The organism is Pseudomonas sp. ef1 (genome assembly GCF_007293365.2).
Taxonomy (GTDB): Bacteria; Pseudomonadota; Gammaproteobacteria; order Pseudomonadales; family Pseudomonadaceae; genus Aquipseudomonas; species Aquipseudomonas siliginis.
Genome location: NZ_CM129815.1, coordinates 2,411,041 through 2,423,932 on the forward strand (window position 1 = coordinate 2,411,041; position 12,892 = coordinate 2,423,932).

Below are 12,892 nucleotides of genomic sequence, written 5' to 3' on the forward strand. Positions count from 1 at the left end.
GCTTCGCACTCGAGCGGGGATAAATCCCCTCGCCACAAAGGCTGATCCAGACTTGGGTGATGATCCGATGTGGAACGGGACTGTTGCAAAGTGTGTCTAGACTGTGACTGTCCCTATCGAGTGAAAAAACAATGACAACTACCACCTCTCACTACACCGGCGAAGAGCGCAGCAAGCGCATCTTCGCCATCGTCGGCGCTTCCTCCGGCAACCTCGTCGAATGGTTCGACTTCTACGTCTACGCCTTCTGCGCGATCTATTTTGCCCCGGCGTTCTTCCCTTCCGATAACCCCACCGTGCAACTGGTCAACACCGCTGGCGTATTTGCCGCCGGGTTCCTGATGCGGCCGATTGGTGGCTGGATCTTCGGTCGGGTCGCTGACAAGCACGGGCGCAAGAACTCGATGCTCATCTCGATTCTGATGATGTGCTTCGGCTCGCTGCTGATTGCCTGCCTGCCGACCTACAAGGACATCGGCGTCTGGGCACCGGTGCTGTTGCTGTTCGCGCGTTTGCTGCAAGGTCTGTCGGTCGGCGGCGAGTACGGCACCACCGCGACTTACATGAGCGAAGTCGCGCTCAAGGGTCAGCGCGGATTCTTCGCCTCGTTCCAGTACGTGACGCTGATTGGCGGCCAATTGCTGGCGGTGTCGCTGGTGGTGGTGCTGCAACAGTTCCTCACTGAAGAAGACCTGCGTGCCTACGGTTGGCGGATTCCGTTCGTGGTCGGTGCGGTGGCGGCGCTGATTTCGCTGTTCCTGCGTCGTTCGCTGAAGGAAACCACCAACAAGGAAACCCGCGCGCACAAAGACGCCGGCAGCATCACTGCATTGTTCCGCGATCACAAAGCGGCGTTCATCACCGTGCTCGGCTACACCGCCGGCGGCTCGCTGATTTTCTACACCTTCACCACCTACATGCAGAAATACCTGGTGAACACCGCCGGGATGCATGCCAAGACCGCCAGCTACATCATGACCGGCGCGCTGTTCCTGTATATGTGCATGCAGCCGCTGTTCGGCATGCTCGCCGACAAGATCGGCCGGCGTAATTCGATGCTCTGGTTCGGCGCGCTTGGCACGCTGTTCACCGTGCCGATTCTGCTCAGCCTGAAAAGCATCAGCAGCCCGTTCCTCGCCTTCGTGCTGATCACCCTGGCGCTGGCAATCGTCAGTTTCTACACCTCGATCAGCGGTCTGGTGAAAGCCGAGATGTTCCCGCCGGAAGTCCGCGCGCTTGGTGTCGGCCTGGCTTACGCGGTGGCGAATGCGATCTTCGGTGGTTCGGCAGAGTTTGTGGCCCTGAGCCTCAAGGCCGGCGGCATGGAAAACGCCTTCTACTGGTACGTTACGGCGATGATGGCGGTGGCCTTCCTGTTCAGTCTGCGTTTGCCCAAGCAGGCGAAGTATTTGCACCACGATCTGTAAACCCATGTGCGCGGGCTGCGAGGCCCGCGCCGGCAAGGACTGTTTATGACTCAGCGACCGGGCAATCAATTGTTCGATGCCTACTTCACCGCCCGCGATATGCGCGAAGTGTTCTGCGATCAGGGCCGGGTGCAGGCGATGCTCGATTTCGAAGCGGCGCTGGCCCGGGCCGAGGCGCGGGTCGGGCTGATTCCTTCATCGGCCGTGGCACCTATTGCCGCAGCGTGCGAGGCGGGCCTGTATGACTTTGCGGCGCTGGGCGAGGCGATTGCTACGGCCGGCAATTCGGCGATTCCACTGGTCAAGGCCTTGGGCAAGCAGATCGCCTCGAGCGATGCCGAAGCCGAGCGCTATGTGCATCTGGGCGCGACCAGTCAGGACGTGATGGATTCCGGGCTGGTCCTGCAATTGCGCCAGGCGCTGGCGCTGATCGAAGACCAACTGGCGCAACTGGCCGACTCGCTCGCAGCTCAGGCACAACGTTTCGCTACCACGCCACTGGCCGGGCGCACCTGGCTGCAACATGCCACGCCAGTGACCCTCGGTATGAAAATCGCCGGATGGCTGGGCGCCGTCACGCGCAGCCGTCAGCGTCTGCAACAACTGAAACCGCGTCTGCTGGTGCTGCAATTCGGTGGCGCCTCCGGCACCCTCGCGGCGCTGGGTGAACAGGCGTTGCCGATCGCCAAAGCATTGGCCGAAGAGCTGCAACTGACGCTGCCCGAGCAACCGTGGCACACCCAGCGTGATCGCATCGTCGAATTCGGCGCTGTGCTTGGCCTGATCGCCGGCAGCCTCGGCAAATTCGGCCGCGACATCAGCCTGTTGATGCAGACCGAAGCAGCGGAGGTTTTTGAGCCTGCGGCACCGGGCAAGGGCGGGTCGTCGACCATGCCGCACAAGCGCAACCCGGTTGGCGCAGCGGTGCTGATCGGCGCGGCCACGCGGGTGCCGGGGCTGGTGTCGACGCTGTTCAGCGCGATGCCGCAGGAACACGAACGCAGCCTCGGTTTGTGGCACGCCGAATGGGAAACCCTGCCGGAAATCTGCTGCCTGGTGTCCGGTTCGCTGCAACAGGCGCGCTTGCTGGCCGACGGTCTGGAAGTCGACGCGGCGCGCATGGCCCGCAACCTCGAATTGACCCAAGGCCTGGTGCTGGCCGAAGCGGTGAGCATCGTCCTTGCCCAGCGCGTCGGCCGCGACACCGCGCATCACCTGCTCGAACAATGCTGCAAACGTGCAGTGGCCGAGCAACGCCATTTGCGTGCGGTGCTCGCTGACGAGCCGCAAGTCACCGCCGAACTCAGTGGCGCTGAACTCGATGATCTTCTGAACCCCGCGCATTACCTCGGCCAGGCGCAAGTCTGGGTCGAGCGTGCGGTGGCTGAACACAACGCTTTGACTGTCTGAAGGAGAGGGCTGTGGCTTTCGTTCAACTCGCCGATGGCGAACTGCACTATGAAATTGAGGGCCCGGCGGAGGCGCCGGTGCTGGTGCTGTCCAACTCGCTGGGCACCGACCTGCACATGTGGGACGCGCAGATGCCGGCGTTCACCGAGCATTTCCGCGTGCTGCGTTTCGACACGCGCGGCCATGGGCAATCGCTGGTTACCGAAGGGCCGTACAGCATCGAACAACTCGGTCGCGATGTGCTCGGTCTGCTCGATGCGCTGCATATCGAGCGCGCGCATTTCTGCGGGCTGTCGATGGGCGGGCTGATCGGTCAGTGGCTGGGGATCAACGCAGGCCATCGTCTGCACAAACTGATCGTGTGCAACACGGCGGCGAAAATCGGCGATCCGTCGGTATGGAATCCACGCATCGAAACCGTGTTGCGCGACGGCCCGGCGGCGATGGTCGCACTGCGTGATGCCTCGATTGCGCGCTGGTTCACCCCGGACTTCTCGGCGGCCCATCCCGAGGCTGCGAAGAAGATTACCGAGATGCTCGCCGCGACCAATCCACAAGGCTATGCGGCCAACTGCGCGGCCGTGCGCGATGCCGATTTCCGTGAACAACTGGCTTCGATCAACGTGCCGTTGCTGGTGATTGCCGGCAGCGAAGATGCGGTGACGCCGCCGTCCGGCGGGCACTTCATTCGCGACCGAGTGCGCGACGCCGAGTACGCCGAGTTCCATGCGGCGCATTTGTCCAACGTGCAGGCCGGCGCCGCTTTCAGCGACCGTGTGCTGGCGTTTTTGCAGGCTCAGTGAGGAAGAATTTGTGGACGAGAAACAACGTTACGACGAAGGCATGCAAGTACGCCGCGCGGTGCTGGGCGATGCCCACGTCGATCGCAGCCTGACCACGCTGACCGAGTTCAACTCGGAATTCCAGGAGATGATCACCCGCCACGCCTGGGGCGACATCTGGACCCGCCCGGGCCTGCCCCGCCATACCCGCAGCCTGATCACCATCGCCATGCTGATCGGCATGAACCGCGAGGGCGAACTGAAACTGCACCTGCGCGCGGCAGCCAACAACGGCGTCAGCCGTGGCGAGATCAAGGAAGTGATCATGCAGAGCGCAATCTACTGCGGCATCCCGGCGGCGAACGCGACGTTTCATCTGGCCGAATCGGTGTGGGATGAACTCGGGGTTGAATCCCGCGAGTGAGGTTGTTGCACTGACGCCTTCGCGAGCAGGCTCGCTCCCACATTGGAATGCATTTCCCTGTGGGAGCGAGCCTGCTCGCGAAAGCGGTAGCGGCCGTAACGAATCACACCCTGGCGACAATAAATATTCGCTTGAATGCAAACAACGTATGCCCATCCCCCTCTTGCGGATAATGCTCATGCACCCGCATCAGGTAGTGATAGATAAACCGCGCCTGTTCCGCTGAACTCAACGCCTGCATCACCGGCCGCAGCGCCGAGACCTTCACCCAGTCATACACCGGCGACTTGCCGTCAACCACCTGCAACTGCTCGGTCTCCCAGATATCCAGCGACGTAGTCATGGGCGCGAGCAACCGATAGTAATCCTCCAGTGCCAATAACGGCCGCGCCGCCATGCGCTGGCGTAGTTCAGGTGTGCCCAGTGGTGTGCCACCGGGGCCGCCGTTTTCGAGGGTGTCGAGCATCAACCGATACCACAGCGCATCGCGCCAGTCCGGCATGTGCGCCGCCAGACAGCCGCCGGGATTCAGATAACCGAGCAGGCGCGGCAGCAGTTTTTCATGGCCTTCGATAAAGTGCAGCACGGCGGCCGCGAACAGCAGATCCGCCGGCTGCTCAGGTTGCCAATCAAGCAGGTCGCAATGTTTCCACAACGCCCGGATCGGCAGGCAGCGTGCCTCATCGAGCATCTGCGCGGAGCTGTCGACGCCCTGCAAATGCGCACGCGGCCAACGCTTGGCCAGCAACTGCGTAGCGATGCCGGTGCCGCAGCCCAGATCGTAAATGCGTTGGGGGTTTTGCAGTTCGATACGGTCGAGCAATTCGTTGACCGGACGTTGTCTGAGACGGGAAAACTGTTGGTACGCCTTGGCGTCCCAATCGGGTGCAGTGGTGCGGCGCGTGATCATGAGGTGATCCTCCGGTGATCAAATGGTGTCTTCCGATGACAACCTGGTGCACAGCTGGAGACCGACTACGAAACGGAAGCGTGAAGGGTTGGAGCACCTGAGTCCTTCAGGTTTGCTCACTGTAACTGTCGCCCGCAAAAGCGCTACATGGCCTGACCAATGGCATGCATCTGTGATGGGAATCAAATGTGGGAGCGAGCCTGCTCGCGAAGGCCATTTCATATTCGACAGAGATGTCGACTGAAGCTGCGCTTTCGCGAGCAGGCTCGCTCCCACAGTGGGGCATGTGTGGTTAGAGAAGGCTGATCGGGTAGCTGACGATCAGGCGATTTTCATCGAACTCGTTGTTGCTGAAGTCGCGGCGCATGGTCGAATTGCGCCATCTGACGTTCAAATCCTTCAACGTGCCGCTCTGCACCGTGTAACCGAGTTCCGATTCGCGACCCCATTCCTTGCCGTCGGTGATCGTCCCGGTGTGCACGTTGTCGCCGCTGATGTAGCGGTTCATCAGGGTCAGGCCAGGGATGCCCATGGCGGCGAAGTTGTAGTCGTGGCGCAACTGCCAGGAGCGTTCCTGAGCGTTGTCATAACTGGCGTTGTAGCTGTCGTTGGCCAAGGTGCCGCCGCTGGTGCCGTTGACGCGCATCCAGGCGCTGTCGCCGGCCAGTTTCTGCAGGCCGAGGTAGAACGTGTTGCCGCCGTACTTGGCCGAAAACATGCCGTACCAGGTCTTGTTGTCCAGATCGCCGGCAAGCGCGCTGCCATCTTCCTTGCCATAGAAAAAGCCGAGGTTGGCGCCCAGCGTCCAGTCGCCGAGCGGCTGACTGTGCAGCACATTGAGGTACTGCTGGCTGTAGATGTCCTTGAGTTGCGCATTCCATAAGCCGATCTGTGTGCGCTTGTCGTTGAACAGGTATTCGCCGCCCTGGAAGTTGAAGCGATCAGAGGTGAACGCGGCTTTGCCGGTCATCGACATGTCGCTCATGCTGCTGTCGTCGCGCGGGCTGTTGGCGCGGAACTGGCCGCCATAGAGGGTCAGGCCGGCGACTTCCTTGGAGGTGATCTGGCCGCCACGGAAGGTTTGCGGCAGCGAGCGACCGTCGTCCGAACGCAGAATCGGCAATACCGGCATCCACTCGCCGACCTTGACCTCGGTCTGCGAAAGTCTGGCCTTGAAGGCGACGTTGGTGCGACCGAAGTTGTCCGCCGGGCGCCCGTCATGGTCCAGCGGCAACAACTGCGTACCGCCCGTGCCTTTACCGCCATCGAGCTTGATCGAATACAGCCCGAGTACGTCCATGCCGAAACCGACGGTGCCTTGGGTAAAGCCGGATTTGGCGTCGAGGATGAAACTCTGCGTCCATTCTTCAGCCTTGCCCTGGGTTTTGGTCGGGTTGGTGAAGTTGCGGTTGATATAGAAGTTGCGCAGGTTCAGGTTGACCTTGGCGCCTTCAACGAAGCCGCCTTCTTCGGCGCTTGCCGGCAGGGCCAGACCGGCGATGGCCAGGGCGATCACAGCGGGCAATGCGTAGGGCACAGGGAAAACTGTCATGGACTTGGGTCTCTCTTGTTTTTTTAGGGCGAACGGGTGCGCTGCGGCCGGTTTTCGGGGTGCAGACCTGGAAAGTATTCAGGGGTGAAACGATGGCAATCAGCCGGACGGGGCAGGGCGCGGGAGCATGGTGTCGAACCTGTTGTTATTGGTTTTGTGGAGCGAATGGTGCGGGGGGCGGATGTTTGGATTCAATTGGGAAAAGCGGGTTTTGGGCGATTATCGAACAGCATTGAAGATCAAAAGATCGCAGCCTCCGGCAGCTCCTACAGGGCAACGCATTTCAAATGTCGGAGCTGCCGAAGGCTGCGATCTTTTGATCTTCAAAAAACAAAAAGCCCACCAATATGGTGGGCTTGATGTATTCAGCCGAGGATCAGAACAGCTTCATCTTCGGCGCTTCTTCTTTCAGCGCTTCGTTCTGCGCGGTCTGCGCATTCCAGCCACCGCCCAGGGCCTTGTACAGGTTGACCGCACTGGTCAACTGCGCGAGGCGGTCGGTGATCAGCGCTTGTTGTGCGCTGAACAACTGACGCTGGGCATCGAGGAAGGTCAGGTTGCTGTCGACGCCGATGCGATAGCGACGTTCGGCCAAGCGGTAGTAATCCTGGTTGGCCTGCACGAAGTCACGCTGCGCTTGCAACTGCTCGGTGTAGGTCTGGCGGGCGGCGAGGCCGTCGGCGACTTCCTGGAAGGCGGTCTGGATGGACTTCTCGTAGTTCGCCACGCCAATGTCCTTCTGGATCTTGGCGTAGTCGAGGCTGGCGCGCAGGCTGCCGGCGTTGAAGATCGGCAGGTTGATCTGCGGCTGGAACAGCCACGTCCCCGAACCGCCCTTGAACAGGCCGGACAGGTCCGGGCTCAGGCTGCCCGCGTTGGCGGTCAGGCTGATGCTCGGGAAGAACGCTGCACGGGCCGCACCGATGTTGGCGTTGGCCGCCTTCAGGTTGTACTCGGCCTGGAGGATGTCCGGACGACGTTGCAGCAGGTCCGAAGGCAGACCGGCCGGTACGTCGCTGAGCAGGTCATCAGACAGCGGTTTGGCGGCTTGCAGATTGGCCGGGATACCGGTGCCGAGCAGCAGGGTCAGGCTGTTTTCGTCCTGCGCGACCTGGCGGGTATAACGCGCCAATTGTGCCCGGGCGTTTTCCACGGAAGTGCGCGACTGTGCCAGATCCAGCGCCGAGGCCACACCGACTTCGTTGCTGCGGCTGGTCAGCTTGTAGCTTTCTTCGAAGGCACCGAGGGTGTCCTGCGTCAGCTTGAGCAGTTCCTTGTCCGCCTGCCAGGTCAGGTAGGCATTGGCGACGTTGGCGACCAGACTGATCTGCGTACTGCGGCGTGCTTCTTCGGTAGCGAAGTACTGTTGCAGCGCTTGCTCGCTCAGGCTGCGCACCCGACCGAACAGGTCGAGTTCGTAGGCGCTGACGCCGACGGTAGCCGAGTAGGAGCTGCTGATCATCGACTCGCCGGTCTGCGAGGCACGGGCCGGCAGACGCTGGCGGCTGCCGGCGGCATTGGCTGACACTGCCGGGAACAGGTCGGCGCGCTGGATGCGGTACTGCGCCGCGTAAGCGTCGATGTTCAGCGCCGCGACACGCAGGTCGCGGTTGTTTTCCAGGGCGACCTGGATCAGCTGTTGCAGGGCCGGGTCATGGAAAAACTGCTTCCAGCCCTGTTCGGCAGCGGCTTGCGCCGGAGCCTGGGCCGGCGAATATGCCGGCCCCTGCGGGTACTGGCCTGCGACCGGAGCCTCAGGCTGCTGATAGTCAGGTATCAGCGAGCAACCGCTCAGCACGAAGGCAGCGACTGCGATGGAGAGTAGCGACTTGCTCATTGGCCAGCCTCTTTAGGAGTTTCAGTAGTCTCATCCGCGTCGGTCTTTTTACGCTGACCGATGGACGACACAGTAACGAAGAACAGTGGGACCCAGAAGATCGCCAGGATCGTGGCCGTGAGCATACCGCCAATCACGCCGGTACCGATCGCGTGCTGACTGCCTGAACCGGCGCCGGTGGAAATCGCCAGCGGCACAACACCGAGAACGAAGGCCAGCGAGGTCATGATGATCGGGCGCAGACGCATGCGGCAGGCTTCGATTGCCGCCTCGCGCAGGCTGCGTCCCTGTTCATGCAGTTCCTTGGCGAATTCGACGATCAGAATGGCGTTTTTAGCCGCCAGACCGATGGTCGTCAACAAGCCCACCTGGAAGTACACGTCGTTGGACAGACCGCGCAGGCTGGTAGCCATCAGTGCACCGATGATCCCCAGCGGTACCACGAGCATGACCGCGATCGGAATCGACCAGCTCTCATACAGCGCCGCCAGACACAGGAACACCATCAGCAGCGACAGGGCGTACAGCGCTGGCGCTTGCGAGCCGGACAGACGTTCCTCGTAGGACAGACCGGTCCAGGAGATACCGACACCGGCCGGCAGCTTCTTGGCAATCGCTTCGACTTCAGCCATCGCTTCACCGGTGGAGTAGCCCGGCGCCGGAGCCCCGAGGACTTCGACCGCTTCCACACCGTTGTAACGCGCCAGTTTCGGCGAACCGTAGACCCACTCACCCTTGGCGAACGCCGAGAACGGAACCATGGTGCCTTCGGCGTTGCGCACGTACCACTTCTTCAGGTCTTCGGGGCTCATGCGCGAATCCGGCTGGCCCTGCACGTAGACTTTCTTCACCCGACCACGGTCGATGAAGTCGTTGACGTAGCTACTGCCCAGCGCGATCGACAGGGTGTTGTTGATGTCGCTGATGGTGATGCCGAGGGCACTGGCCTTCTCGTCGTCGATTTCCAGCTGGAACTGCGGCTCATCGTTCAGGCCGTTCGGACGCACCTGGGTCAGCACCTTGCTTTGCGCCGCCATGCCGAGGAACTGGTTACGCGCTTCCATCAGTTTTTCGTGACCGATACCGGCGCGGTCTTGCAGGAACACGTCGAAACCGGTGGCGTTACCCAATTCCAGAACCGCTGGCGGGGCGAAGGCAAACACCATCGCGTCACGGAAACTGAAGAAGTGTTGCTGGGCACGCGCGGCGAGCTTGAACACGCTGTTGTCGGCGTTACGTTCGCCCCACGGTTTGAGCATGATGAACGCCATACCCGAGCTCTGCCCACGGCCGGCGAAGTTGAAGCCGGTCACGGTGAACACCGAAGCCACCGCGTCCGCTTCACCGCCGTCCTTGTTCGGACGCAGCAGATACTCACGCATTTCATCCACGACCACCTGCGTGCGCTGGGCACTGGAACCGGCCGGGGTCTGCACCTGGGCGAACAGTACGCCCTGGTCTTCTTCCGGCAGGAACGCGGTCGGGATGCGGGTGAACAGCCAGATCATGCCCACGACGATCAGCAGATACGCCAGCAGGTACGGCGCCTTGCGGGTCAGCATGTTGCCGACGCCGCGCTCGTAGCTGCGTACGCCACGGTCAAAGTTACGGTTGAACCAGCCGAAGAAACCTTTCTTCGGAGTACCGTGCTCGCCTTTCGGAATCGGCTTGAGCATGGTCGCGCACAGCGCCGGGGTGAAGATCAGGGCAACCAGCACCGACAGGGCCATCGCCGAAACGATGGTGATCGAGAACTGCTTGTAGATCACACCAGTGGAGCCGCTGAAGAATGCCATCGGCAGCAGTACCGCCGAGAGCACAAGGGCGATACCGACCAGCGCGCCCTGGATCTGGCCCATGGATTTCTTCGTCGCTTCCTTCGGTGACAAGCCTTCTTCGCTCATCACCCGCTCGACGTTTTCCACCACGACGATGGCGTCGTCCACCAGCAGACCGATGGCCAGCACCATGCCGAACATGGTCAGGGTGTTGATGCTGAAACCGGCGGCGGCGAGGATGCCGAACGTACCGAGCAGTACCACCGGCACGGTCATCGTGGTGATGACGGTGGCGCGGAAGTTCTGCAGGAACAGGAACATCACCAGGAACACCAGCGCGATCGCTTCGACCAGGGTGTGCACCACGCCTTTGATCGACTCGGTCACCACCGGGGTGGTGTCGTACGGGAACACCACTTCCATGCCTTGCGGGAAGAACGGCTTGAGGCTGTCGATGGTGTTGCGCAGCGCTTTGGCGGTATCGAGGGCGTTGGCGCCGTTGGCCAGTTTCACCGCCAGACCGGACGCCGGGCTGCCGTTGAACTGGGCGCTGATCGCGTAGTTCTCGCCGCCGAGGCCGACTTCAGCCACGTCTTTGAGGCGAACCTGCGAGCCGTCCTTGTTGACCTTGAGCAGGATTTCCTTGAACTGCTCAGCGGTCTGCAGACGGGTCTTGCCGATGATCGTCGCGTTCAGTTGCTGGCCCTGCACGGCAGGCAAGCCACCGAGCTGACCGGACGACACCTGGACGTTCTGCGCGGCAATCGCGTTTTTCACGTCGACCGGGGTCAGGTTGAAGTTGTTCAACTTGGCCGGGTCGAGCCAGATACGCATCGCGTACTGCGCACCGAAGACCTGGAAGTCACCGACACCGGCGGTCCGAGAGATCGGGTCCTGCATGTTCGACACGATGTAGTTGGACAGGTCGTCCTTGCTCATGCTGCCATCACGCGACACCACGCCGATCACCAGCAGGAAGTTTTTCACTGCCTTGGTCACGCGGATACCTTGTTGCTGCACTTCCTGCGGCAGCAGCGGGGTGGCCAGGTTCAGCTTGTTCTGGACCTGGACCTGCGCCGTGTCGGAGTTGGTGCCTTGCTCGAAGGTCGCGGTGATGGTCATGCTGCCGTCGGAGTTACTTTCCGACGACACATAACGCAGGTTGTCGATACCGTTGAGCTGTTGCTCGATGACCTGTACCACGGTGTCCTGCACGGTTTGTGCGGAAGCACCTGGGTAGGTTACCTGGATCGCAATGGCCGGCGGCGCGATGCTCGGGTATTGGTTGATTGGCAATTTCAGGATCGAAAGTGCCCCGACCAGCATGATCACCAGGGCAATTACCCAGGCGAAAATCGGACGGTCGATGAAGAATTTTGACATGGGTTACTCCCCTTTGCCGCCGGCGGCTTTGTCAGCTGCCTGTGCGGGGGCCGGGTTCTTGGTGCCGACGTTAGTCGCTTCGGTCGCTTTGACCTCGACGCCCGGTTTGACGTACTGCAGCCCTTCGGTGATCAGACGATCGCCGGCTTTCAGGCCGTCTTCGATCAGCCACTGGCTGCCGACGGTGCGGCTGGCCTTGAGCTGACGCAGCTCGACCTTGTTGTCGGCGCCGACGACCAGTGCGGTCGGGGTGCCTTTGAGGTCGCGGGTCACGCCTTGCTGTGGCGCGAGGATCGCTGCGCTGTTGACGCCGGCCTGCAACTGGGCGTGGACGAACATGCCTGGCAGCAGGGTGTGATCGGGGTTGGGGAACACGGCGCGCAGGGTCACCGAGCCGGTGGTCTGGTCAACCGAGACTTCGGAGAATTCCAGCTTGCCGTCGAGCTTGTACTGGCTGCCGTCTTCCAGGGTCAGCTTGACTGCGGCGGCGTTGTCGCCAGCCTTCTGCAGACGGCCGCTTTCCAGTTCGCGGCGCAGTTCCAGCAGTTCCACCGACGACTGGGTCACGTCGACATAGATCGGATCGAGCTGCTGAATCACTGCCATTGCATCGGCCTGGCCATTGCTGACCAGTGCGCCTTCGGTCACCGAAGAACGGCCGATACGGCCGGAGATCGGCGCATAGACCTTGGTGTAACGCACGTTGATCTGCGCAGTCTGAAGCGACGCTTCCGATTGCAGGCGGTTGGCCAATGCGGTGTCGTATTCCTGACGGCTTACGGCTTGTTCGTCGACCAGTTGCTTGTAGCGGTCGGAGATGGACTTGGTCGAACGCAGGTTGGCTTCGGCACTTTTCAGCGTCGCTTCATAGACCGACGGATCGATCTGATAAAGCTGCTGACCGGCTTTGACGTCGGCGCCTTCCTTGAACAGACGTTTGAGAATGATGCCGTTGACCTGTGGGCGAACTTCAGCGATGCGGAACGCACTGGTGCGGCCCGGAAGTTCCGAGGTCAGGGTAAAGGCTTGTGGTTGCAGGGTGACGACGCCGACCTGAGGGGGCGGAGCGGCAGGGGCCGCTTCTTCCTTTTTACATCCGCTGAGCAGCGATGCCAGGGCGACGGCAGTGACCAGAGCGGTAACAGCTGGCTTGAATTGCATGAAGATCCTCGGGTCAGGCGCGCATGAAGCGCACAAGAAGTGTGAAAGAGTAAAAATCGGGCACCGGGTGGATAAGTAGCTTGCTAAGTAATATACTTACGTTCATGGTTGTTTGTAAACACCTGCGCCGCGTACCCACCCTGATACAAAAGTCGTCGCAAGGTTTGAAATTGTAGGCCGGGGAGTCGATTCACGAGAGATCGCCCCCTCTTTATTCAGCGGATATTC

General features: G+C 61.3%; 9 protein-coding genes. 4 read left to right on the top strand and 5 right to left on the bottom strand.

Annotation, left to right across the window (positions count from 1 at the left end; translation table 11 throughout):
• Positions 1-131 precede the first annotated feature (131 nt).
• From FEE99_RS10910 to pcaC, 4 genes are read left to right on the top strand one after another with little or no spacing between them, the layout of a single operon-like run.
• Positions 132-1,427: an MFS family transporter gene (locus tag FEE99_RS10910; RefSeq protein WP_041478914.1), complete on the top strand. Its 1,296-nt coding sequence runs from the start codon at positions 132-134 to the stop codon at positions 1,425-1,427.
• Positions 1,428-1,472: 45 nt separating this feature from the next.
• Positions 1,473-2,837: a 3-carboxy-cis,cis-muconate cycloisomerase gene (locus tag FEE99_RS10915; RefSeq protein ID WP_041478913.1), complete on the top strand. Its 1,365-nt coding sequence runs from the start codon at positions 1,473-1,475 to the stop codon at positions 2,835-2,837.
• Positions 2,838-2,848: 11 nt separating this feature from the next.
• On the top strand, positions 2,849-3,640 hold the full coding sequence (gene pcaD, locus FEE99_RS10920; protein ID WP_041478912.1) for a 3-oxoadipate enol-lactonase: 792 nt from the start codon (positions 2,849-2,851) through the stop codon (positions 3,638-3,640).
• 10 nt (positions 3,641-3,650) lie between these two features.
• Entirely contained in the window at positions 3,651-4,043 is a 393-nt protein-coding gene (gene pcaC, locus FEE99_RS10925; RefSeq protein ID WP_007917093.1) for a 4-carboxymuconolactone decarboxylase, read from the top strand.
• Positions 4,044-4,146: 103 nt separating this feature from the next.
• Here pcaC and FEE99_RS10930 read toward each other — a convergent pair whose 3' ends face one another.
• The 5 genes from FEE99_RS10930 to emhA form a co-directional block, all read right to left on the bottom strand.
• Entirely contained in the window at positions 4,147-4,953 is an 807-nt protein-coding gene (locus tag FEE99_RS10930; protein ID WP_041478911.1) for a methyltransferase domain-containing protein, read from the bottom strand.
• A 292-nt stretch (positions 4,954-5,245) separates the two neighbouring features.
• Complete coding sequence (locus FEE99_RS10935; protein WP_041478910.1) at positions 5,246-6,505, bottom strand: OprD family porin; 1,260 nt, start codon at positions 6,503-6,505, stop codon at positions 5,246-5,248.
• A gap of 376 nt (positions 6,506-6,881) precedes the next feature.
• Positions 6,882-8,342 carry an efflux RND transporter outer membrane subunit EmhC gene (gene emhC / locus FEE99_RS10940; RefSeq protein WP_024011945.1) on the bottom strand — a complete coding sequence of 487 codons (1,461 nt, stop codon included), beginning with the start codon at positions 8,340-8,342 and terminating at the stop codon, positions 6,882-6,884.
• Positions 8,339-11,503, bottom strand: a complete 3,165-nt coding sequence (emhB, locus tag FEE99_RS10945) for an efflux RND transporter permease subunit EmhB (RefSeq protein WP_041478908.1) — start codon at positions 11,501-11,503, stop codon at positions 8,339-8,341. Before emhB ends, emhC begins: the two co-directional genes overlap by 4 nt.
• 3 nt (positions 11,504-11,506) lie before the next feature.
• On the bottom strand, positions 11,507-12,664 hold the full coding sequence (gene emhA / locus FEE99_RS10950; RefSeq protein ID WP_039762673.1) for an efflux RND transporter periplasmic adaptor subunit EmhA: 1,158 nt from the start codon (positions 12,662-12,664) through the stop codon (positions 11,507-11,509).
• Positions 12,665-12,892 lie beyond the last annotated feature (228 nt).

What these genes read in the sequence shown, in the direction of transcription:
- FEE99_RS10910 (WP_041478914.1), top strand. Translation starts at nt 132, where the DNA reads ATGACAACTACCACCTCTCACTACACCGGCGAAGAGCGCAGCAAGCGC.
- FEE99_RS10915 (WP_041478913.1), top strand. Translation starts at nt 1,473, where the DNA reads ATGACTCAGCGACCGGGCAATCAATTGTTCGATGCCTACTTCACCGCC.
- FEE99_RS10930 (WP_041478911.1), bottom strand. Translation starts at nt 4,953, where the DNA reads ATGATCACGCGCCGCACCACTGCACCCGATTGGGACGCCAAGGCGTAC.
- FEE99_RS10935 (WP_041478910.1), bottom strand. Translation starts at nt 6,505, where the DNA reads ATGACAGTTTTCCCTGTGCCCTACGCATTGCCCGCTGTGATCGCCCTG.
- emhC (WP_024011945.1), bottom strand. Translation starts at nt 8,342, where the DNA reads ATGAGCAAGTCGCTACTCTCCATCGCAGTCGCTGCCTTCGTGCTGAGC.
- emhB (WP_041478908.1), bottom strand. Translation starts at nt 11,503, where the DNA reads ATGTCAAAATTCTTCATCGACCGTCCGATTTTCGCCTGGGTAATTGCC.
- emhA (WP_039762673.1), bottom strand. Translation starts at nt 12,664, where the DNA reads ATGCAATTCAAGCCAGCTGTTACCGCTCTGGTCACTGCCGTCGCCCTG.